This is a genomic window from Endozoicomonas sp. 4G (assembly GCF_023822025.1).
Classification (GTDB): Bacteria; Pseudomonadota; Gammaproteobacteria; order Pseudomonadales; family Endozoicomonadaceae; genus Endozoicomonas_A.
Map to the genome: position 1 here is coordinate 1,334,137 of NZ_CP082909.1, position 23,186 is coordinate 1,357,322.

The window sequence follows — 23,186 nt, forward strand, 5'->3', positions numbered from 1 at the left end:
TTTAATCTAATTAATCACTGTCGTTTAGATGTGCACTGGACTGTAATGGCCGACCCTGCTCTTAATGTTCTGCAAAATACTTTCGGGTTCGAATCTTTCCGTGGTTTTCAAGGGGAAGTCATCAGGGAGGTTACAGAAGGGCGTGATGCGCTGGTTCTCATGCCGACCGGCGGTGGTAAATCGCTTTGCTATCAGGTACCGGCTCTGGTAATGGCGGGTACTGCCATTGTTGTATCCCCTCTGATTGCTTTGATGGAAGATCAGATCCGTAATCTCAAGCAGATAGGTATTCGGGCCGAAAGCCTGAACTCTGGTGTCTCCATGGAAGAGCAGTACCGGATCGAACAGGAACTGTTCACCGGGCATCTTGATCTGCTCTATGTCGCTCCCGAACGTCTGATGACGGAAATGATGCTGAGAAAGCTGGATCAGGTACGGGTTTCCCTGTTTGCCATTGACGAAGCCCACTGTGTATCCCAATGGGGACATGACTTCAGGCCCGAATATTTACAGCTCTCAGTACTGAAGACACGCTTTCCCACCGTTCCCAGAATTGCCCTGACCGCCACGGCAGACAAACGGACCCGTCAGGAAATTATCGACCGTCTGGGGCTGGAACAGGCCCGGGTGTTTGTTGACAGCTTTAACCGGGCCAATATTTTCTACCGCATCAGTCAGAAGAAGCAGGGTAAGCAGCAATTACTGAGATTTCTGGAAAAAGAGCATCCTGAAGATTCCGGCATAGTCTATTGCCTTTCCAGAAAACGGGTGGAGGATACCGCGGCCTGGCTGAATGCCCAGGGTCGAAAAGCATTGCCCTATCATGGCGGGATGACGAGCTACGATCGCAAGCACAATCAACACCGCTTTCTCAACGAAGACGGCATGATCATGGTCGCGACCCTGGCTTTCGGGATGGGGATTGATAAGCCGGACGTTCGCTTTGTTGCTCACCTGGACCTGCCAAGAAGCATTGAGGCTTATTATCAGGAAACTGGCCGGGCAGGTCGTGATGGGCTTCCAGCTACCGCCTGGATGGTTTACGGCCTCCAGGACGTCATGTTGCTCAGGCAGATTCAGTCGAATTCTACCGCTGCCCCTGAAATTCAGCGAATAGAGCAGCAGAAGCTGGAGGCCATGTTGTCTCTCTGTGAAGTAACGGGTTGTCGCCGCCAGGTGTTGCTGGAATATTTCGGTGAGCCTCTGAAAGAGAAGTGTGGCAACTGTGACCTTTGTCTGGAGCCGGTGGCCACCTGGGATGGTACAGAGGCAGCCAGAAAAGCACTCTCCTGCGTTTACCGAACGGGGCAGATGTTTGGTGTCTCGCACCTGGTTGACGTGCTGATTGGCAAAGAAACCGCCAAAGTCAGCCAGTTTGGTCACCGTCGGATAAGCACCTTTGGTATCGGCAGCGAATTTAAACAGAGTGAGTGGCGTTCAGTCTTCCGGCAGCTGGTGGCCAGAGGGTTTATAAATGTTGATGTAGAAGGGCATGGCGCACTCAAACTGAATGAAAAGTGCCGCCCCCTGCTCAAAGGCAATGAGCGTTTATTACTCCGCCAGGATCGCTTCGAGTACGCCACTGAAAGAGCCGCAGGCAAAACCCGGAGTGTGGATCAGGGGCGGGTTATTATTAACGACTATGATCGTCCACTATGGGAAGCCATGAGAGCCCGTCGTAAAGAACTGGCAGAAGAGCAGGGCGTTCCTGCCTACGTCATTTTCAATGACAAAACCCTCTATGAAATGCTTAATGTTAAACCCGCCAGCCTGGAGGCTCTGTCTCATATTTCAGGGGTGGGTGAATACAAGCTGGAAAAATATGGGCAGACTTTTGTGGAGTTGATAGCCGGGTTTGTTGTTTCGACTGTTTGATAAGCGTATTCACTTCTATGCTGGAGCATGGGAGCTTGTCGAATTAGGCTATTGGTTTTTTATCAGCTTTAGCAGTTTCTTATGTCTCATACCATTCGCTTACCCTGTCACAGAGTGATCACAGTGAATAATCCAGACTTGCTGGGTGATGTCTGTGACAACGAAGTGACCTTTCGCTATATCGGTTTGCATAACGATCCTATAGCAGACAACTATCCACTATTCACCAGTGAGTTTGATTTCGAGCAGGGTGCAACTTTGCTGGGGGATGGCTTTCAAATGTTGGCGCAAACCTCAGGGACCTATGACAAACCGGTCGATATTGGTCGTTGCCCGGATAACGACAGCAGTTACCGGATTTATGGAGAGCAGCAGGGTAAGCGTTACTACAACTATCTGGTTATCGAAGAGTCAGCGGGGTACACCCTGTTTGGTTTTACCTGTTGTTATCGCTATGCCGGCTATTTCGAAATCATCAGTGACGAAGCGGGTATTGTTATCTCAGCCTGTATCGACGGGGAGGGCACTTCTCCCCAGGACTGGGACAGCAAAGAGTTGGAAGCGGTGGCTGTGCTAACTGGAGACTCTCTTGCTCAACTGTATCAACAATACGCAGGGTTGATCGCTCAGCATCATCCTGCAAGGGCGGGCGTCCGGCAGCCAGCCCCCATCGGTTGGTGTTCCTGGTACGCTTATTATGCCGATGTTACCGAAGATAATATTCGCCAGAACCTGGATGCCATGGCAGGTGATCTCAGCGACCTGGAATGGGTGCTGCTGGATGATGGTTATCAGGCGTTTATGGGCGACTGGCTGTCTCCGTCGGATAAATTTTCCGGAGGTGTGAAGGAGTTAATAGCGGATATCCGGCGCAAGGGAAAAAAACCGGCGATTTGGCTTGCCCCGTTTATTGCCCAGCCTGAGTCACAACTGTTCAGGCAGAATCCATCCTGGTTTGTTCGTCATGAAAATGGTGATCTGCTCAAAGCCGAAGATGTGACCTATGGAGGCTGGCGTTGCACTCCTTGGTATGTATTGGATACCTCTCACCCTGAAGTACAAAATCATTTAACCCGGGTTGTCAGAACTATGCGGGAAGAGTGGGGTGTCGAGCTGTTTAAACTGGATGCCAATTATTGGGGAACGCTCAAAGGAAAACGTTACCAGAGCGGCGTCACCGGAGTGCAGGCCTACCGAATGGGTATGGAGGCGATCGCCAAAGGCGCTCAGGATGCCTGGTTGCTGGGGTGTAACGCGCCCATGTGGCCATCTCTAGGGCTGGTTGATGCTATGAGAGTCTCTGATGATGTCGAGCGCGATGCCCAGCGGTTTGAGCAAATTGCCAAAGAAACCTTTTATCGCAGTTGGCAACATCGTCAGTTGTGGCAAATCGATCCTGATTGCGGAACCTTTGTTTCGCTTGTGGATCAAGCAGCAGATCCTTGCCATTACGACTTTCACCGTAATGTCCTACTGGCCAGTGGTGGGCTTCTGCTTTCAGGTGACCCGCTGCCCGACCTCACTCCGTTTGCTAAAACGACGTTGCGTAAATTGATGTTGCGCCATGGTTATAGCCAAGAGGCTGCCCGATTTACCTCGCTGTCTTTGCATCAGGCTGCTCTGCAATTGGCGGAGGGTAAGGAACTGCATTGTTTATTCAACTACAACGAAGAGGCCAGGGAGGTGACATTGACCTCTGGTCACCCTGCATTCTGGTACGATTATTGGACGGGAGAGAGGCTCACTGAGGAGCCTGTTCAAGCTATAGAGCTGTCATTGGCAGCGGGGCTGACGAGCCGTGCAGTTGTCAGCCTATCTCCTCTTCAAAAACAACTTCTGAACGATGCGACAGGGTTAAAAAGTGACCATATTGCTTTTCAAGCTGATCCCGCTTTAGCTTGAGTGTCGGAGTGAGCAGGTTATTCTCAATGCTCCAGGCTGTTTTAGTGACTATGATGTGGTCCAGCTTTTCATGAGCTTCCAGTTCGTCGTTGACTGATCTCATCGTGCTGGCCAATTCTTTTTTCTGTTGGTCGCGATGTTTGGAAGAGCCTTCTCCCAGTACAATCATTGCGATGGGTTGTTTGCGACCGATACCCATAACACACACTTGCTCGATATTCGGGTTACGACCCAGGCTCGACTCGATAGGTACTGGAGAAACATATTTTCCTTTGCTGGTTTTAAATTGTTCTTTGAGTCGGCCAATAATTTTCCATGAACCGTCAGGGCTTACCACGGCTTTATCACCTGTTTTAAACCAACCGTTTTCAAAGGCTGCCTCTGTTGCTTCAGGGTTGTTGTAGTAGGACTGAAACACGGCTTCTCCTCGAATCAATATTTCACCCTGCTCGGAAAGTGACATTTCGACGCAAGTCTGAGGAGAGCCAATTGTGCCAATATGATCGAGTTTGAAGGGAAGGTTGCAACAGGATAAGCCTGAGGTCTCTGTCATGCCCCAGCCTTCGCTGATACTGATACCCAGCTTATGGAACCACTTCAAAATTTCCGGAGATATAGGGGCGCTGCCAGAACCAAAGATTTTAGCTTCTTGCAGACCCAGAGCCGTGCGAATTTTTTTTGATACCAGTTTACCTACAAAGGGGATTTTCAAGAGAGTTTGAAGCTTTTCATTAGGCATTTTCGCCAGAATTTGTGACTGGAATTTAGTCCATAATCTGGGGACCGATAAAAAGGCAGTGGGGCGTGCATAGCGAACGTCGTCTATAAAAGTATCCAATGACTCAACGAAGAAAATCTCAGTAGGGCGGTAAATGGAGGGCAGTTCAACCACGCATCGCTCAGTTATATGGGCCAGCGGTAAATAAGACATCACACGTCTATCTTTGCCAATTAAAAACTTCTCACCAGCGGCTATAGCTGAAGAAGCGACATTTCTCTGGCTGATCATAACGCCCTTGGCAAGACCTGTACTGCCTGAGGTGTAGATAAGAGAAAACAGATCGTCGATATCTGGATTGTGGAGCGTTTTTAATGGCTCATAAGTACTCAGCCAGTTGAGCCACTGCTCTTTGCAATCAAGTGTAGGGTAGGGAAAGGAGATGCTAAGAAAGTCATCCGACACAGCTTCTGAAAGTGCTTCTGAAAGCGCTGCGCAGCTATCCAGTTTGCCAACAAAAATAGCTTTGGCATCACTGTGTTCAAGTACATATTGTATATTTTCTGCCCCGGCTGTGGGGTAGATGGGCACGCTGATTAAGCCTGCCATCATGATGGCTAAATCACAGATATACCATTCAGCTGAATTCTTGGCGATGATGGCTACTTTATCGCCTTTTGATAGTCCGTTTGACAGAAGTCCCTGAGCGATCCTGCGGGCTTGCTCATCGGCTTCTCCCCAAGTGTAAGAAGTCCATTGCCTGTTATCAGGCTGATTAAGCCATACCTGATCGGGATGTCTGTTGACATTGAGTTGAACTTGTTCCAAAGGGGTTCTGAGACTTTTCATATTATTGCTTTTCTACATTGTCTTTAACATTAGTTGATGCATGGACTCTAACTTGAACAGTGGGTCTGTTCAACAAATTTCAAAGGTGCCCGGCACTGGCCGCAAAGATAGACCGTACCTTTTGTTGCCCTGTTGTGGCGAATGGCGCTCAGTGGAATGGTCTTTCCTTCGCAGCTGCAACGGTATAAAAACGGTTTTTTACTGGCGTTGCTGGTGTCGTAGCTATGGGTTCTCTGGGCCGGTAGCCTGAAAATGACTTCCATAATCCATTGCCATTCTTTGCCATGGGGACGAATCTTTTTGCCGAACAGCTGGTGGGCAATGAGATGTGCGACTTCATGGCCCACGGTATGCTTCAGAAAATGCTCCTGATTTTCTTTGAACAGCTGCTTGTTGAGACGCAGGAGATTTTTTTCTGTCCAGGCCTGACCCGCAGTTTCACCCCTTAAAGTCAGGCTGACCCGTGGCCGTGGAAATCGCCTGAGACAGTGCCGCTCGGCCAGACAGTAAAGCTCACTGATCCGTAGTTCAATGGCAGGCAAAAAGGGGCATGGTGTGTTCGACATAAGTAGACTGGCTTGAAAATGTAGGAAGGATAGGTGAACTACTCGCCCCTAAAGGAGCGAGCTTCCAATACTAAGCAAGCTACCGGAGTAGTTACCGTTTTTTTCTTTTTTGACGTTTCATTGCGAGCTGCGGAAGAGGGCTTGCCCTTTCCCGACTTACATTTCGCTCCACGTCCTTTAGTCAGCACAGGAATTCCTTTGCCAACCAACTCCGTTCCAGAGTCCATAAAAAACCTAATTGCTCGTTTCTTGATTACGATGCTGGCGTTTCTGTCAGCGTTGTCAAAGTGTCCACATTGACCGCAAAGAAACAGTTCTTGTGTCTTGCGGTTGTCGGGGTGAGTGTGACCGCAATCAGCACACTCTTGACTCGTAAAGGGTGCAGGCACTTTGAATACAGCTTTGCCTGCTTTTGCTGCTTTATATCGGGTATAGGTTTCCAAGAAGTGCCATCCTACGTTGAGAATGGCCTTGTTCAGTCCGGCTTTTTGTTTCGCCTTGTTGGAGATGAACTTTCCGTTTTGATCTTTTTTTGCTTTTGGCCTGCGAGTCATTTTTGAGGTTTTCAGATCTTCGAAAACAATGACCCTGGCCTTGCTGTCAACCATTTTACGGCTGGTTTTGTGACAGAAATCTTGCCGAATGTTGGCTACTTTCTTGTGCTGCCTGCTAATCCTGTTCTTTGTTTTCTGACGACGGTTAGAGCCTTTGGTTTGGCGAGACAAACGACGCTGAAACCTCTTTAGGTATCGCTGGCGCTTATCCATGTTCTTTGTCTGGTTTTCTGTAAAGTCGTAAGGCTTAACGCCAGTATGAACAGGTATAACAACACCTCGATCGACGCCGATAACATGCTCTTCCAGCCACTCTTTGGAAGCACCTTTAAGGTATTCCAAATGCTCTTTTTCTGTTGCTGGTTCTTCTGATCCATCGTCATAACAGAAAGAAACGGAGTACTGACCAGCCTCTTTTCTAATGTAAATGGATTTTGGTTCGTTGAATGGGCGATGAGTTTTAAACGACAAATAACCAATATTGTTGGTCTTTGTACCAATGAAAAGACGGGTTACACCATCTTCACAGATATCGAACCGGAACACTTCATTGGTGAGGTAAATGCTACCCTTGTCTGTCTTGGCTTTTTTCTTTGGTTTGCCGCACAAGCCATTCATGTACTTCCGGTAGGTCTTATACCAGTTGGTAGCCGAGTTTCTGATTATCTGACTGGGACAATCGGATAACCAGGGTGATAACTCTTCGCTTTTGAAATGGGCTGCCTTTGCGTCAACAGGGGCATACGTACCTATGGGGCAGTATTTTTTTGCGTAAGTGCTGTAATAGCGATGTTCATCACATTTTGCATTCCAGATAAACCGAGCGCAGCCCATCCACTGAGACAGAACCAGCTTTTGCTGATCTGTTGGATTGGCTTTGAGTCGGATACCTTGAAGCATTACATAACCTGTTGAATTGAATGGCTTCATGCTAGTCTGGCTAGAAATATCTGTCAAATATGAGGTTTGTATGTACGAATGGAGATTGGTAGATCATGTGTATTTAGGAATAACGTACATCTAGTATTTGTTACTAAATACCGTACAAACGAGTTCAGCAGGGAAATGGTAGGCAAGCCAAAGGGAAAGTCGTCTTATACATTAAGGCGTGAATACTGGGAGCGCATAAAGCCGATGTTATGGGGGAAACACTTCTGGAGAAAGCCAGAGAACACCGCCTTCAGAAAAGTCTGTTAAAACTTCTAAGCGACTGTCACAGCAAGGCTAACGCCTTGCGCTGGCTAGACCCGCCCCTGAAGGAACGGGTTTGCGCCAGCATTTCGATCAAGGGGGTAGCATCTGTACAGCCTGTTTATGGCTCCAGTAAATGAAGGGGCAAGACATTAATTGCTGCCAGATGATACCGCTTAATTCATCTACCAGCGATGACGCTTCAGTGACTCTGGATGTATTCAGGGCCTATCCCTATACCCCAGAAAATCACAGTAGTAATCATAATGGAGACCAGAACAACCAACCCGATGCAAAGCACTGAGCTGGCATAGACAAATCCCTGCTCCTTAGGTATCTGCATAAACGTCGGCAGACCGGAGTACAGCATCCAGGCCGAGCAGGAAGCGGCAATAGTGCCCGCGACGATAGTCAGCCAGATCGATGGATACAGTCCGCAGAGTCCTGCCAGGAAAAGGGGGGCTGCGGCATAACAGCTAAATGCCAGCGCCTGGGCCAGAGTTACTTTGCTGCCAAAGGTTTCTGCCATCCAGTGGATGAAAGCCCCCATAACGGCAACGCCAGCCAGTATGGCCAGCCAGGCAAAAAATGCCATGTAAGCCGCGCTGGTTTCAGTTAACTTGATTACCTGATCACTGCCCGGCAGTGTCCAGCCGTTTTGAGTAGTTCCCAGGTAAGTGCAGATGGCAGGCAGGGCTGCCAGCCAGATGACCTGGCCCAGATAGAGACGGATAATGCCGGGAGGGTGTTCCCGAATACTGCTCCACTCTTCTTCCGGATGAAAGATAAGTCCCCAGAAATGACTTAATATCATGGTGCAACCTCCATTAGGGCTGTACACCAGTAGCTGGTAATACTTATAGTTTGATTCGTATTCAGCTACAAAACAGCGGTTAGTATCCTGTTATTATTATTTACTGCGACAGGCTTGGAGCCTGGCAGTATTAGCTTCAGTGTTCCCATATTTATAACGTAAAGTAAAGCGTTATTGCCTCAGGGCAGGCTTTTTGTTGGGGCAGTGTTTGAAAAGTATCGTTTTTTTCGGGGCAGGAGAATTGCTGAAACCATGATGACTAGAATTGATCGTTATTTTCTTTTGCTGCTGGCTGGGCTTGTGGCTCTGTCGAGTTGGTACAACAGAGATTTGCAGACGGTTAAGGACCCCGCAGCGAAACAGGTGGAAAAAGTCATTGAGCAGGAGGTCAGGACTGAGAAAAAAGTTGAGAAGGACATTCCCGACTTTGCCGCCATCAAGGAAGTCGGAGAGAAGAAAAGCCAGTTCTTTGCCTACATGAAGCTCATGATTGACGAGGAGAATGAGCGTCTGGCAGGTATCCGTCAGAAAATTAAAAGCCTCAGGGAAAAGCCGGCTCTGCATGAAACGGAAGAACAGTGGTTGTTGGATACCGCCCAGGCGTTCAGAGTGGATAAAGCGCTTAAAGTCAGTGATGAGCTTTATAATGACCTGCTGAACAGGGTGGATGAGATTCCGGTATCCCTGGCTCTGGTGCAGGCGGCCAACGAGTCGGCCTGGGGAACTTCAAGGTTTGCCGTCGAAGCGAATAATTACTTTGGCCAGTGGTGTTTTACTCCGGGTTGCGGCGTGATTCCCGGTGAGCGCCCGGAAGGTGCGACTTACGAAGTCAGGAAGTTTTCTTCACCGGCTGAATCGGTTCGCTCGTATATGTTCAATCTCAATACCAGTCACCATTATGAGGGCTTAAGGGAGCTGCGTTCAAAAAGAAAGTTAGTAGGGCAGCCTGTTACGGGCCCGATATTGGCCCATGGGCTTTATGCTTACTCCTCGCGAGGGGTCGATTACGTGGAAGAGTTGATCGCCATGATCGAGAGTAATGATTTGCTGAAGTACGATTTGGCGGCACACGCTGACCAATATTAACCATACCTCCGTATTCAGACACCGGCAAAACGTCTGTTTTTGAATACGGAGGGGCATTCACAAGAAAGTTGTTGAATCCTTGTCAGAGGTTCACAATGTTCACCATTGCAGCCTGTTCGGGTTTTTCGTCTTCATCGTTTTCATCCCTGAAGGTCAGAGGCACATCCACCGGATCAAAAGCAGTGTCGCCATCTTCAACAGGCTGGCCATCCGCTGTCAGGTTCTTGAAATCAAACAGTGAGCTGTCCGCCAGGTGAGAAGGGGCGACATTTCTCAGGGCCCTGAACATACTCTCCATCCTGCCGGGGAAACGCTTGTCCCACTCGGTGAACATGGCCTTGATCGCCTGTCTCTGAAGATTTTCCTGAGAGCCACAAAGGTTGCAGGGAATAATCGGAAATGCCTTGAACTCAGAAAAGCGGATAATATCTTTTTCGCGGCAGAAGGCCAGGGGGCGTATCACCGTGTGCTGACCGTCATCACTGACCAGCTTGGGAGGCATGGCTTTCATCTTGCCAGCGTAAAACATATTCAGGAACAGGGTTTCCAGAATATCATCCCGGTGATGGCCCAGGGCAATTTTGGTGGCTTTCAGCTCGCCGGCTGTGCGGTACAGGATGCCACGGCGCAGGCGTGAGCAGAGTGCGCATGTGGTTTTGCCTTCAGGCACTTTCTCTTTGACAATGGAGTAGGTATCTTCTTCGACAATGCGATATTCAACATTCAGGCTTTCAAGGTACTCAGGCAGAACATGCTCAGGAAAGCCGGGTTGTTTCTGATCCAGGTTGACGGCAATAACGTCAAAATTGACCGGTGCGTAGGTCTTCAGATTCAGCAGGATATCCAGCAAGGTATAGCTGTCTTTCCCTCCTGACAGGCAGACCATGATGCGGTCACCGTCCTCTATCATGTTGTATTCGGCGATGGCCTGGCCAACCTCGCGTCTCAGGCGCTTCTGTAGCTTGTTGAAGTGGGTTTTTGCGCTTTTTGTCTGGCTTTGCATGTTGACTCTGTCTTGTCTCTCAAAGTACCCAACTTCATTTAAAGCCCGGGAAGGGGCGGTTAAACCGGGTGACTTACAACTTTGAATAATGGTAAAACGGGCCGTATCCCGAAAATTCAAGACATTATAATCCAAGGTTTCACGTCAGGCATCAGGGATAATGACAGTGAATATCTTTTCTCCCGAATTTCACCGGACTTGTTGTGAATGATCTGTCGAAATATGGGTAACAGTAGCTATGCTTAGCTGGTAAGCAATATGCGTAAGGACTCAGCATCCAATTGTTTACACACAGAATAATCGTTGATATTTATTCAGGGGATTTCCATGGCTGATTACGAGAAATTGAAAGTCTGGTTATTGTCTCGCAGAGAAGAGTTGAATATTCGTCTCGGAAACATCAGTAAAGATGTGACTCGCAGGGCCAGTGCCGATTGGTCAGAACAGGCGCAGGAGAGGGAGAATGACGAGGTGATTGATCAGCTGGGTAATGATGCCAGGGCCGAGCTTAACCTGGTTAACAAAGCACTGGATCGCATGAATCATGATGATTACGGTTTTTGTACCAGTTGTGGTGATGAAATAGTCGAAGCCCGCCTGGCTGCCATGCCTTATGCTGATCTTTGCATCAAGTGTGCAGAAAAGCGGGATCAGGCCAGCTGAAGCAATCAGGCCGTCTTCAGGCTTTCTGGTAATGATGCTTCCGTCTCAATAGAATCCGTGATTAAAACCTTGTAACTGTCCACAAAACTCTCGATGGGGCCAGGGTGGTGACGGTGGTAGTAATTGTGCCAGAGCTTGCCCAGGGCGTGGACATCATCCTGAGGCAGCTTGTGGATTGGCTTATCGGTTCGATAATAAATCATCCAGGCAATGGCGGTAGCGTAAGAGAGGTTGGTTGCTAACTCCAGGTGTGGGTGGGCCAGGAATTCTCTTTGGCTGGCCAGCCCCCGGACCAAGCTGGAAAGGTCGGATTTCTTCGCCAGATAATGATCCCAGATATTGCGATGCATTCTTGGTGAAATTTGATAGATACCCAGCGCCTGATGGTGTTCCTGCTTAAGATGGAAGCCAAGCCCGGATTCCCGGGCTGCGGTTCCCAACAGCAGGTTTTCTGCAGTGGGGCTCCACATTCTTAAATGCTTCAGGGTAGGACGAACAACGTAGTGGCGCAGTTCCTTTGCACAAATACCCATCAGGATTTCCCTTGCCTTAGAGCATTATTTTTCATTACAGGGATTATCGTAGCACCCAAAAAAATCTGAAGTACAGTAAAATTTTTACCGCTGAAACTTCAGATTATGAAAAGGGTTCGTGTGCTTACGGGGTAGAGATAATCTGTTCTATATCGACAGACTTCCCGCCCGCCAGCTGGCATAACTGAACCGGGTCGCGTATCTCAATTTCTTTGCCCACGGCCAGAATCAAACCGTTTTTCTGGAATCGGGTAAATACCCGGCTAACGGTTTCTACAGCCAGTCCCAGGTAGTTCCCCATTTCGTTGCGGGACATGGACAGCCGGAATGACTGAGATGAGAAGCCCCGGCGACGGAAACGGCTGGCCAGGTTGATCAGGAAGGTGGCAATCCTCTCATCAGCATTTTTCTTGGACAGTAGCATCATCATTTGCTGATCTTCCCGAATCTTCTTGCTCATCAGGCGCATCATATGACGACGCAATTCCGGGAATTGGTCGGATAGTACTTCCAGCTGCTCAAAAGGGATCTCACAGATCATGGTGGTTTCCATAGCCTGTGCAGAAACCGGGAAGACATCAGTATCCATACCACTCAAACCCAATATCTCGCTGGGAAGATAAAAAGAGGTAATCTGTTCTTCACCTTCATTGGTGGCGGTATAGGTTTTTATGGCTCCGGAGCGAACAGCGAAGACACTGGTGAACGGGTCTCCTTCCAGAAAAAGATACTCCCCCTTCTTGAGAGGGCGGCCTCGCTTGATGATGCGATCAAGCTGGTCAATGTCTTGTAGACTCAATGCCAGCGGCAGACAGAGAGAGCTAAGGCTACAGTCTCTACAGGCCACATGGCTAGGTTGTCGTACATTGGGCTTTGACGTCATTGAGTGGCCTCAAAGTCGTATTGGCGAAATCGTTGGCCATTCTATTGAAAATGTTATCAAAGTGTAAGTCTGTGCTTTCCGAGACTGAGGCGTAATTTCTTCATATCTAAGGCTTTTTCGGGAAATACTTACTCTGTCGCATTGGGTTTAAAGAAAAGGTGTCGATAACTGTTCTGAACACAATTTCGTAAATCAGGGAATTGACGCTATGAATCTGCTCAACTCAGTGACGGGAATGCTGTTTACACCCACCATGCAGGAGCCGGAACCCCGAACTTTTGAAGAACTCGTCGAAGCAGAGGGTCTGTCGTTTAATGATCTTACGTCGCAGGAAAAAAGCATCCTGATGGCCAGAAAGGCCGAGCTGGGGCTGGATAAACTCCGGGCATTAAAACTCGAAGAGGTTGAGTGCGCTGAGCTTGAAGAGGTGCATCGCACCCGGCTTCAAAAAAGTACGATTTGGAATAGCCGGAGAATCGCTGTCACCATAGCCAAGGGAACCGGGGTTCTGGTCGCTGGGGCTTTTGCCGCGGGGGCTGCTTCTGTTTCTATTCCAATGGCTGCCGGAGTGGCTGTGTGTTCGGGAGTAGGTTACCTGTTTTATCTTCGGACCCATGCCGGCGAGCTGGAAAGGCGTTCCAGGCAGCTGACTGATTTTGTCGTTACCCATGCACAACCCCAGAGAATCATTCGGGAACAGCTGGAGCTCAGAGAATCTGAGCGTGCAGAGGCTCTTGATAGAAGACTCCACCAGGCAGAAGCAGAGCTGGAGCGTGAGAGGCAACGAAAAGCAGAGCTCACCAGTCAGCTGGTTCCGGGAACATCGGACCTGGCTTCAGGGCAAGAACACTTTGAGGAGATGCAGTCTCGAATCGAACGACTCAGGGATGCTGAGCAACGGCAAAAACAGTTGGACGATGAGTTAAGAACACTCACTGAACGACACAGGACTGTTGATCTTGAGATAGCAAAAGTGGATCAAGAAGTTGAACAACTGAATGAGCTACGCAGGGACAAGCAAGATACTGAAAGCGAAGAAGCGCTTCGACTCGCCCAGGAACACGTTGAAGCACTTGAAAGTGAAGCCCGGACACTGACAGAAAAGATTAAAGAAAAAGATATTGAGCTTGAAACGCTGCATCGCCAGAAGAACCTTCAGGCTAATGAGATTCAGGCACTGATTCTGCAAAATAAAGCCGTTGAACGAGACACGGTTAAACCTTTGCAAAGAAGACTCAAGGCGGCCCAGCAGTTGCTGATGGAGGCAGAATCGGCACAGCAGCTGATTCAACGACAGCTGTTTCAAACCCAGCAGACCGTTCAATCTCTGGAAGCAGAAGTAACAGACAAAGCGGACACCCACAAAGTTGATTTGGAAAGTGCCATAGAAAGGGTTCAGTTTCTGGAGGATCAGCTGGGTGTTGCCATTCAAAATAAAGATAAAAACCATAAAGAATATCTGGCTGTTATTGATGAGCTAAATGCTGCACGTTCGCAGCTTGAAAGCCACCAGACGTTACAAAAAACGCTGGAAACTCAAATGCAGAAGGATCTGGAGACTCAGCAAATCCAGATAGATCGACTGCGGTCAGAACTGGAGCAACTGCAAAAAGAAAAAGTCCAGTTAATCAATAGCTCGGAAAAGGTCGCTTCCGAGAATCAGTCGTATCGGGAACAGGTTGATCTGCTCACCCAGCAAGAAGAGGAGGTCAGGGCGCGTTGGGTAGAAGCCCATCGGTCGTCTCAGCATCTTAAGGGTGTTGAAAAAGCATTGAAGGCTCAGGGGAAGCTGCTTGAAGAAACCAGGGGGCATTTACACAATGAGTCTTCTTCCAGAAAAGTGCTGGCAGCAGAACTCAATGGCTTGAAGCAGCGGGAAGCAACGGTTGCCAAAGAAAAAGCGTTGCTGGAGGTGGAGATCCAGCGTCTTCAGGATGAGAAAAAGACAGACCGGGCTGCGCTCGCCATGACGAAGGGGCAGCTTGAAGAGAAAAAGAATGAGCATGAACTGTTGCAGGAAAGTTATAACCGTCTTCAGGAGCAGGTCATTCAGGGTAAGTTTTCGAACCAGCAGTTGCGAACCGAACTGGATTGGGTGAAAGAAGAGATACTGCGTAGAAATACAGAAATCCAGAAAGTTCGTGACCTTCTGCAGAAGACCAAAAGCGTTTTGGAAAGCTCAAAGCAGAGGGTGCTTGACCTCAATGCCGAGCAAGAGGCCATTCGCAGTCAAGCCCTGCAGGGGACTGCGGTCAGTGCTATGACTCATGTGAATCAACTGAGCTCTGATTCAGTGAATACCAAAGAGCAACTAAGAACGGTCGAACGGCAAAAACATGATCTGGAGCAGCAGTTACAGAGCCTCAGCAGTATGAATCAGAAGCTGAGGACAGAAGCTGCACAGTTTAATAACAAACGGGGCCAGAAAAGAAAGGTCTGGCAACAGCAAATCAATCAGGCCAAATCTGTAGCTGAACAAAGCCAGATGCTTGCTAAAAGCTTACAGCAAGAGCTGATAAGCAGGAACGCTTCGGTTGATGAGATGAGTGACAGGCTCAGGCAAGTTGAAGAGGCGTTTGATCAGGTCTCAGAGCAGTTAAACATCCAAAAGCAGGAAGCCAATGCCGTATCCATTCAGCTGGAATCAAGCAAGATAGAGTCAGAGGCAAGAAAGCTGAAGCTGGAAGAAGTTGAGCGGTCCATAGCTAAACTGCAATTCAGTCTGGATTCCCTGACCGGCGAACTGGAAGTGCTCAGTTTAAAACCGGCAGGCACGGATAAAACGGTAGGCACGGATAAAGAAGCACATCAACGAGCAATGGCTGAGCTTGCCAGAACACAAAGCGAGGTTAAACGGTTACAGACACAACTGAGTGGCACTGGTGCGGTTGTGGAAACCGACGTTCAGACATTGCCGCAGCTCAAAGAGATGGATGAGGAGCTGACGGCTCTTGGGGAGTATCTGCAAACAACCCGTGAATCCTTTCAAAGTGACGCTGAGAGGATTACTCAGACCCTGTCATGGCTCAAGTCTGAACAGGAACGGATGGCTATCGTTACAGGAAAGGAAATAACTGCCCTCAAACGTGAGGCCGAAGAGCTCCATGAAATGAACTATCAGCTGAAAGTTAGGGGGACAGAGAGTCAGACCAGGACTCTGGAAACTCAAGTCAAGCTGGTCGAAGCACTGAAAGCACTCAATGAGTTGCAAAAAGCCGGAAGTCCTGAAGAGGCCGATAAGTTTGCCAAAGAGCTGCTGGATGCTGAAACCTCGTTGCAAGCATTAATGGAGGAATCTAAAGAACTGTCACTGAGTATTATGACGTTGCAGAGTCATCCAGCTGTTCTGAGTGACGTTGATTCTGAAGTCAGCGATTTGGATCAAGTGCGCAGTGACCTGTCGCTGGAGGAACAAAAGTCAGAAGACTATTTAAGTCAGATCAAGGCGTTGAAGCAGCTTGCACGACAGGGTTCAGAAACGCAGTCGCCTGACATTAATGATAAAGAGTATGCACAGGCGATTCTGGAAGTCGTTAAAAAGTACATTGCCACTAATGAAAATGAAGCCCATCCAGGAACGGGGCTGGAAATGCTGCTGAGCGATCCTCTGGATTATATTTATCGTATTGAGGATTATGACGATGACGACAGAGACTGGGAGGCAGAGCTGGCTGGCGTAAAAGCCCCCGAGCCTTGGCAGCAGGCCTTGCAGGAGGAACAGTTTCGCTCCAGGGTTTACTTTAAAGAATTGATGGCCCTTCGGACTTACTTGGTCGCTGAGTTGTACTATCGTGGATTAAAAACAAAAGCACTGGAAGAAGATCAGGTAGAGCTGGAAACCATACTCAACGATTATCTGGGGTGGCCGGCAGAATCGAGAGAATTCTACCGGATGAAAAAAATGCAGCCAATAGCTGAGGTGGACTCTGAAGATACTCTGTCAGAAGCTTCGGGCAGACTTCAGACCAGAGGGCGTCCAAACTTGGAATGGGATTATACCGCGTTGCTTGGGTTGTCAGATGAGTCGGATACAGCCGCAGGCGTTATGCCACTGGAATACGGCTTGGGTGAAACAAGCAGTATTGAAGATCTTGTTAAGAATGACATGCTCAGGCAGCAGAAACGTGAACTTCGTGAAGTCGAAGTGGACTCTCAGGAAGAACTCTATCAGAAAGAACTCTATCAGAAAGAACTCTATCAGGAAGTGCTCGGTGCCATGGCTGAGCTGGAGGAAATTGACCGGCAGCTTGAAGAGCTCGATCTCTCTGAATCCAATGATGCAGAAACCGGGGCAGAGAATCAGCGAGCCATACTGGAACAAAAGCAGCAAGAGCTGCATGACTGGCTCGGGCAGGAAGATGTTGAACAAGTAGCGCAAAGGTTTCGTTAGCAAGTGGGTAACACACAGCCGTTTAAATAACAACGTTGTTAGTCAAATCCCATCAATAATCGGCCATAGTCCCCTGAAGCAATTAAATCAGTACTTCGGGGGGCAAGGATTATGGTCGGAAAACCGCTTAAATTATCTTTAGTTTTGGTCATGCTGTTGGCAGCCGCTGTGTTGCCTGGGCCCGTGCTGGCTATTGATCCGGCTTTAATCGTGACCGGAGGAACGACCCTGCTGGGGGCGGGGCTTGGAGGGCTCTCCTATAAGTTTGGTCAATGGCTGTTCAGCCCGGACAGCGGCGGTGAGGAGAAATCTGCTCCGGTACTGGTTGAGCCGATCTCTTTCTTTAACCCCGGTGAGGACAAACCTTATGAACTGACTCTCAAGCTTCTTGAAGGTTATGGCGGTGACGGAGACGGTGAGGGGGGTGGCGAAGCCAGGGTTCATGAGAAACCTGATTCCGAATCCAGTGATATCCCCCTCAGCTCTAAAAAGCCAGAAAAGCCTGAAAAGTCTGAAAAGTCTGAAAAGCCTGAAAAGCCTGAAAAACAGAATGACTCAGTAAAAAGTGCTCAGGAAAAACGGGTAGTCATTAAGGTGGAAAAAGGGGCTGCCAGTCGTGCGCTACAGTCAATGATCGATCAGCCTTTACCTGAAGCTGGAAAAGTACTCTATCATCCGACTCCCAGCGCCCAAGCGACATTAAATGCGACACGTCATCTGGAAATGGCTTCTACCCAGGCCCTGTTCAGCCAGTTGAGTGATCTTCGTCAGATTCTGGATTTCTATCGTAATGGTCAGGCTTTTCCTGTTAATCATGCAGCTCTGGATCAACGAACTCTGAATGAGGGTTACCAAACATTCACTGAGACGTTGCACAGTGATCAGGGCAGCCAGTGGCACAGTTTTGTTCAGGTTTATGGTTCCAAGTCCCACTATTCATCATTGCCTGATTTAGAGGGAATGAATGCCAACAGCTACGGGTTGAATGCTGGAGTGTTCAGGCAAGCCACGGAAAATACCATTGTCGGCATGATGTTGGGTACCCGGACTACGTCAGCTGTTTTTCAGCAGAAATTGGGCTCGGGCTCGGTAGAGTCTGTACACTTGGGTCCGTTCCTGTCCTGGCAGAAGGGGCCATGGCAATTTGACGGTGCCCTGACTGTTGCTACCCAACAATACGACAGCAGGCGTTATGTCGATGGTCGCCGACTTCGAGCTTATCGATCAGGTACCGAGTGGAATGCTTACAGTGCCCTGGGGTATGACATTGACATGAGTCACTGGCTCGATGCTCTTACCGTCACGCCCATGGTTGAGTTTCTCTATCATCACTCAGAGTCGGACCGCTTCAGAGAGAAAGGGCTGCCTGGTGAAACGCTGGCTGTGGGTGGGCAAGCTTTCGATCAATGGCTTCTACGATTAGGGAGTGACTTTGTTTTATTGAATGAAGTTGGCGGTAAACCCTCAGCCCTGAAGCTTTCTGTGGGCTACCAGCAGCAGACTGTGTTAAGTGGGAATTCCAGATACACCGTCAATGGCGCTCAGCAACAAGGGTCATTAGAACACGTGGCTCAGGAGATCAACGACACGGGGCTGTATCTGAGTCTGGGTTACCATGCCCGAATGTCCGAGCAATCCGCTATGAGTATCAATTATATGGCGATTCGATCCTGTCGCAGCAGCAGTAACGGCCTTCAGCTGAGTTATAGCCGGGCTTTTTAAGCCCGCATACCTGCGGGCTCAATGAAACGACAAGTGTCAAATAACCTTTGAATAGAGGTTTTGCTGTTGTTGTATCTGTTGTTTGAAATAACCATCAAACTGCATACAGATATTTCTGATCAGCATCTTGCCTCTGGGCTCAATGTTAATTCCCTGCTCAGTCAAAGCAAGCAAGCCATCGTCGGCCATGGGTCTGAGTGCTGCCAGTGCATCAGAGAAATAGTCTCTGAACTGGAGGTTGTAACGCTCTTCAACTTCAGCAAAGTCCAGTTTGAAATGACAGATCAGCTCGTTAATGACACTCTGGCGGATCTCATCATCATGGGTCATGGTTAAACCACGGTAAATCGGAAGGCGGCCTTCATCGATTGAGTGTTGATAAGCCTCCATATCGACATGGTTTTGCGCATAAACACTGCCCACCTTGCTGATGGAAGAAACACCCATGGCTACCAGGTCACAGTGGCTGTGTGTGGTATAGCCCTGGAAGTTCCGGTGCAGGGTGCCAGTTTCCTGGGCAATAGCCAGCTCGTCATCGGGCAGGGCAAAGTGATCCATGCCAATGTAGACGTAGCCTCGCTCTACCAGCTTTTCAGTGGCCCGATGCAGAATATCAAGTTTTTCCTCAGAGGAAGGCAGGTCAGCTTCGTTAATTCTTCTTTGTGGTTTGAAACGGTGTGGCAGGTGAGCGTAGTTAAATAATGACAGTCGATCCGGCGACATCTCGATCACGCGGTTGACGGTATTCATAAAACCTTCGACGGTCTGATGGGGCAGGCCGTAGATCAAGTCCATATGCACTGACTTGAAGGTCATCGTCCGGGCCGCATCCAGAACAGACTGTACCTGTTCTTCAGGTTGTACCCGGTTGATGGCTTTCTGAACCTTCTCATCCAGATCCTGCACACCGATGCTGATGCGGTTAAAGCCCTCATCACGGAGACGGGACATCATGACCCAATCCACCTCACGGGGATCCAGCTCAATGGAAAAATCGCAATGACTTTTGGCGCCGAAGTTAAAGGCTGATCTTAGCTTGTCCATCACCGCAGAAATCTGGTCCGGGCTCAGAAACGTCGGAGTGCCGCCACCAAAATGAAGTTGCTCTACCCTCTGCTCCTGCCCAAACAGGCTGGCTTGCAGGTCGATTTCACGAAACAGGTAGTCGAGGTACTCTTCGGCTCTGGAGCGGTGTTTGGTGACTATCTTGTTGCAGGCACAGTAGTAGCAGACGTGGCTGCAAAAAGGGATGTGCACGTAAAGGGACAAGGGTTTATTGATGGCACTGCTTCTCCAGGCGCTGGATTCATAGTGCGTGAGATTAAACCCCTCCTGAAACTGAACAGCAGTAGGGTAGGACGTATATCTCGGGCCACTGAGGTCGTACTTTTTGATCAGACCTGTATCCCATACGGGGGCTGTAATCATGCTAACTCTCGAACTGGTTACAGGTCATGTGGCTGGATCGAATAAACAGTCGGATGACCCGATTCTTTAATTAACAGTTTAAAGACTAAACGCATAAATGTAGTTGATGTGCGTCAATAAGCTGGTGGCGTCATTTCAGATGAGTTTTTTGGTGAAGTTTAACGGGTAACGGCACAGATTTTCCGATTCTAAAGATCCGGGTAGCTTCAGAAAATCAGCGATTCTCTCTATAAAAAAGCTGAAACTGTAAATCGTCTTTGGGGTTCGATAGTATTCATACCACTGGAGATTCTGGTTTTCGCATTTGCGAACTCAGTAACCGGCCACTATAAAATAACGGCTGCATTCAGCGGCAGACTGTTTTTCAGATCGCCCTTTTTCAAAAAGTAAAAAAGTATGTCTTCAAATAACCTTTCGTATGAAAAAACCTCAACCGGTTCCGCCGTTGCTGGCAAAAATAACAAATGGTCAGCACTGGGTCCTGGCATTATGGTGGCTGCTGCGGCCATCGGTGGTTCCCATATTGTCGCATCGACCCAAGCAGGTGCTCACTTCGGCTGGCAGCTGGTGGGCCTGGTGATTCTTATTAACCTTTTGAAATATCCCTTTTTCCAGTTTGGTGCCCGTTATACGGCTGCTACCGGTGAGTCTTTGATGGCGGGCTATGGTCGTCTGGGTAAAGGCTGGCTAGCTCTGTTTCTGGCGCTGAACAGTTTTGTCGGGGTCGTGAACATAGCCGCATTGATGGGCTTGACGGCAGCACTTCTGACCTGGGTGGCACCCGGAGTGTCCAGTCAGGTGTTGGTCTCAGTAATAGCAGGTGTCAGTCTGCTGATTATTCTGCTGGGTCATTACACACTGGTTGACAGAGTGACCAAGCTGATTGTTGTGTTGCTTTCTGTAGTGACTGTCCTGGCTGCCCTGGTCGCTTTTGGTCAGGGACCTGTTGCGCCGACTGATTTTGTCAGCCCAAGCCCCTGGACCATGGCCTCGGTCGGGTTTCTGGTGGCCTTGATGGGATGGATGCCGGCCCCGATCGAAGTATCGGCCATGAATTCTGTATGGAGCATGAGCAAGAAAAAAGAGCGTGGGTACCTGAGTGTGAAAGATGCCCTGTTTGATATGAACCTTGGTTATGTGGTTACCGCTGTTCTGGCTTTGTTCTTCCTGGCTATGGGAGCCACGGTACTACACGGCAGTGGTGTTGAGCCGGCGGCGAGCAGTGCCGCTTTCACCCAGCAGCTGGTGTCTATGTATTCCTCGACCATTGGCCCCTGGAGTAGCTGGCTGGTTGTTATTGCTGCTATATGCTGCATTTACAGCTCTGCGCTGACCTGTATTGACGGTTACAGTCGTACAATTTTCAGTGCCTGGCTGAACCTCCAGCAGCGTGACACCGATGAGACTGAAAAGCCGCTACTGATTTTAGTGGTCACTGCTCTGGCATTGATCGTCGTTCTGATGTTCCCCGGGACTATGCTGTCTATGGTTAAATTCGGCATGATTGTCGCTTTTCTGACCACTCCTGTTTTTGCCTGGTTAAACTATCGCCTGATCCAGTCTGAACAGGTTCCTGAGCAGCATCGTCCCGGAAAGGCGCTGACTTTCTGGGCCCAGCTGGGAATGGTGTTCCTGTTTGGCTTCGCCGGATTTTTTATCTGGTGGCAATGGTTGATGTAAAGTCCATTTTTCAGGGAATGCATACCGGTAGCGCGTCACGCTCCCAAGCTGGCGCATGGGAGCGATTCAGGGTTTTAGGGCTTTTAGTCAGGTAGGTGAGAACGAGTCAATTTACTTAATGCACTCTGCGCTGACTAAAAGGAACAACATCGGCTTGTGTTGAACTGTGATATAATGTCCCTCTTCAAGACTCAGGTGCGTATAGGCCATCCTAGGAGCCTGACCGAGAATAGCTGCCCTACTGCGGCGACAGCAAATTGGTCTAAAAATCCGCTTTTGTTCGTCAAATAGCTAGCTATTCTCCTCACAAAACCGAATTTTTATCCTCAATTTTCTGCCGTCCTCGCTACGGGCGCTATTCTCGGTCAGGCTCCTAGGCTCCTCTGTACGGTTTGGTCGCTTTACAGAGTACCCCTGAGTCTTGATTCATTTCAAAGGTTCTGTTGCAGCGCTCTGGTTACAGAGGTTATGCACTTATGATACGAATTCAGGCTTAAACAATGACACATGATTGATGCATTATCAGAGAACAGTAATCTTCATGGTTTGAAGGATGTAGATCGGCAAATTCCATGGCCCCATTTAATGAAGCAGAATATGTGTTTTACCTCAGGGCGGTTTGATCAAAGTATTGTTTGCGAAGCTACAATAGCTAGCTTGACCCAATCGCTGCCGGAATCGTATTTTTCTTCTGTCAAAAGCCGTAGGGCTGAGTATTTAGCGGGAAGAATGTGCGCTGCTGATGCAATAAATCGGTTACTAGGTTGCTGGTTAACACCCGGTAGTAGTATATCAGGTGCACCCATCTGGCCGGAAGGCGTAGTGGGTTCTCTCAGCCACAGTGATCATAATGTTGCTTCTGTCGTGATGAGTACTTATGGTCGATTGAAGGGTATCGGGCTTGATTTGGAGCAAATTGTACCTTATGACCAGATAGATGCGCTGGTGGATTTGGTATTATTGCCTGATGAAAGAAAACGATTTGTTGTAAAAGAGTTTTCGCGTTGGCTACAGAGAATAAATACCTCCATGGTTTTTTCTCTTAAAGAGAGTCTTTTCAAAGCATTATATCCGCTGGTCGGTAAGCTCTTTTATTTTGATGCTGCAGAGGTTCTGAATTGTACTTTAGGTGGGCTTGCGTATCTGCGGGTTATTGAAAATTTATCACCATCATATGGACATGGTTTTCAAGCATGTGGATACAGTTGTCTTTATAGAGGTAATATATTAACTATTGTATATGTTTGATTTGTTTTCTTTTTTTTGCCAGCCATACATTATCAGGCAAGATTGGCAGATTTTATAACTTGCTGAATTGAGCTTTAAAGC

At 48.6% G+C, this 23,186-nt stretch carries 16 protein-coding genes; 8 read left to right on the top strand and 8 right to left on the bottom strand.

The features are described from left to right. Window positions 1-45 precede the first annotated feature (45 nt). Window positions 46-1,875, top strand: a complete 1,830-nt coding sequence (gene recQ / locus K7B67_RS04945) for a DNA helicase RecQ (RefSeq protein WP_252179258.1) — start codon at window positions 46-48, stop codon at window positions 1,873-1,875. Window positions 1,876-1,956: 81 nt separating this feature from the next. After that, complete coding sequence (locus tag K7B67_RS04950) at window positions 1,957-3,777, top strand: alpha-galactosidase (protein ID WP_252179259.1); 1,821 nt, start codon at window positions 1,957-1,959, stop codon at window positions 3,775-3,777. On the opposite strand, the gene K7B67_RS04955 is transcribed toward K7B67_RS04950, so the two are convergent. The 4 genes from K7B67_RS04955 to K7B67_RS04970 form a co-directional block, all read right to left on the bottom strand. Continuing rightward, entirely contained in the window at window positions 3,683-5,344 is a 1,662-nt protein-coding gene (locus K7B67_RS04955; protein WP_252179260.1) for an AMP-binding protein, read from the bottom strand. The genes K7B67_RS04950 and K7B67_RS04955 overlap by 95 nt on opposite strands. A 47-nt stretch (window positions 5,345-5,391) precedes the next feature. Next, on the bottom strand, window positions 5,392-5,910 hold the full coding sequence (locus tag K7B67_RS04960; protein WP_252179261.1) for a SprT family zinc-dependent metalloprotease: 519 nt from the start codon (window positions 5,908-5,910) through the stop codon (window positions 5,392-5,394). Between the two features lie 38 nt (window positions 5,911-5,948). Continuing rightward, complete coding sequence (locus K7B67_RS04965) at window positions 5,949-7,364, bottom strand: transposase (RefSeq protein WP_252179262.1); 1,416 nt, start codon at window positions 7,362-7,364, stop codon at window positions 5,949-5,951. Window positions 7,365-7,857: 493 nt separating this feature from the next. Further along, a complete protein-coding gene (locus K7B67_RS04970; RefSeq protein ID WP_252179263.1) occupies window positions 7,858-8,469 on the bottom strand; it encodes a Yip1 family protein in 612 nt (203 codons plus the stop codon). Window positions 8,470-8,721: 252 nt separating this feature from the next. On the opposite strand from K7B67_RS04970, the gene K7B67_RS04975 reads away from it, so the two are divergent. Next, entirely contained in the window at window positions 8,722-9,555 is an 834-nt protein-coding gene (locus K7B67_RS04975; RefSeq protein WP_252179264.1) for a glucosaminidase domain-containing protein, read from the top strand. Between the two features lie 82 nt (window positions 9,556-9,637). On the opposite strand, the gene ttcA is transcribed toward K7B67_RS04975, so the two are convergent. After that, entirely contained in the window at window positions 9,638-10,558 is a 921-nt protein-coding gene (ttcA, locus tag K7B67_RS04980) for a tRNA 2-thiocytidine(32) synthetase TtcA (RefSeq protein ID WP_252179265.1), read from the bottom strand. A gap of 327 nt (window positions 10,559-10,885) precedes the next feature. On the opposite strand from ttcA, the gene K7B67_RS04985 reads away from it, so the two are divergent. Further along, a complete protein-coding gene (locus K7B67_RS04985) occupies window positions 10,886-11,221 on the top strand; it encodes a TraR/DksA family transcriptional regulator (protein WP_252179266.1) in 336 nt (111 codons plus the stop codon). Between the two features lie 5 nt (window positions 11,222-11,226). Here the strand turns inward: K7B67_RS04985 and K7B67_RS04990 are convergent, their stop codons facing one another. After that, the gene (locus tag K7B67_RS04990) at window positions 11,227-11,754 is read right to left on the bottom strand and encodes a hypothetical protein (protein ID WP_252179267.1); all 528 of its coding nucleotides are present in this window, start codon (window positions 11,752-11,754) and stop codon (window positions 11,227-11,229) included. Between the two features lie 124 nt (window positions 11,755-11,878). After that, window positions 11,879-12,637 (bottom strand): fumarate/nitrate reduction transcriptional regulator Fnr, encoded by a 759-nt coding sequence (fnr, locus tag K7B67_RS04995; RefSeq protein WP_252179268.1) that lies wholly within the window; start codon window positions 12,635-12,637, stop codon window positions 11,879-11,881. A gap of 208 nt (window positions 12,638-12,845) precedes the next feature. Here fnr and K7B67_RS05000 point away from each other — a divergent pair, with 208 nt between their 5' ends. Next, entirely contained in the window at window positions 12,846-17,027 is a 4,182-nt protein-coding gene (locus K7B67_RS05000) for a hypothetical protein (RefSeq protein WP_252179269.1), read from the top strand. A gap of 111 nt (window positions 17,028-17,138) precedes the next feature. Beyond that, the gene (locus tag K7B67_RS05005) at window positions 17,139-18,749 is read left to right on the top strand and encodes an autotransporter outer membrane beta-barrel domain-containing protein (RefSeq protein WP_252179270.1); all 1,611 of its coding nucleotides are present in this window, start codon (window positions 17,139-17,141) and stop codon (window positions 18,747-18,749) included. A 36-nt stretch (window positions 18,750-18,785) separates the two neighbouring features. Here the strand turns inward: K7B67_RS05005 and hemN are convergent, their stop codons facing one another. Next, window positions 18,786-20,177 (bottom strand): oxygen-independent coproporphyrinogen III oxidase, encoded by a 1,392-nt coding sequence (gene hemN, locus K7B67_RS05010; RefSeq protein ID WP_252179271.1) that lies wholly within the window; start codon window positions 20,175-20,177, stop codon window positions 18,786-18,788. Between the two features lie 396 nt (window positions 20,178-20,573). On the opposite strand from hemN, the gene K7B67_RS05015 reads away from it, so the two are divergent. Further along, on the top strand, window positions 20,574-21,857 hold the full coding sequence (locus K7B67_RS05015; RefSeq protein WP_252179272.1) for a divalent metal cation transporter: 1,284 nt from the start codon (window positions 20,574-20,576) through the stop codon (window positions 21,855-21,857). 507 nt (window positions 21,858-22,364) lie between these two features. Further along, complete coding sequence (locus K7B67_RS05020) at window positions 22,365-23,105, top strand: 4'-phosphopantetheinyl transferase superfamily protein (RefSeq protein ID WP_252179273.1); 741 nt, start codon at window positions 22,365-22,367, stop codon at window positions 23,103-23,105. The last annotated feature ends 81 nt before the right edge of the window (window positions 23,106-23,186 follow it).